This is a genomic window from Streptomyces phaeochromogenes (assembly GCF_001418655.1).
Classification (GTDB): Bacteria; Actinomycetota; Actinomycetes; order Streptomycetales; family Streptomycetaceae; genus Streptomyces; species Streptomyces phaeochromogenes.
Genome location: NZ_LIQZ01000578.1, coordinates 1985 through 2227, shown reverse-complemented (window position 1 = coordinate 2227; position 243 = coordinate 1985). Strand labels below are relative to the sequence as shown.

Genomic DNA, 243 nt, shown 5'->3' with positions numbered 1-243 from the left:
GGCTCGTCGAGGAGGAGCAGGGGCGGGCGGGCCGTCAGTACGACAGCCAGGGCGAGCGCGAGCCGCTGGCCCTCCGAGAGGTCCCGCGGATGCGTGTCGTCCGCGATGCCCGGGAGCAGCTCGGACACCAGGGTCCGGCAGGTGCCCGGTTCCGCCCCCGCGTCGGAGTCCGCGGCCGTGCACTCCCCGGCCACAGTGTCGGCGTACAGCAGGTCGCGGGGCTCCTGCGGTACGAGGCCGACG

1 protein-coding gene is annotated in these 243 nt (G+C 75.7%); it reads right to left on the bottom strand.

Going from position 1 to position 243, the window contains the following annotated elements; translation table 11 throughout:
* Positions 1–243: ATP-binding cassette domain-containing protein (locus AOK17_RS53165; RefSeq protein WP_245697839.1), on the bottom strand; the 243-nt coding region annotated here is incomplete at both ends.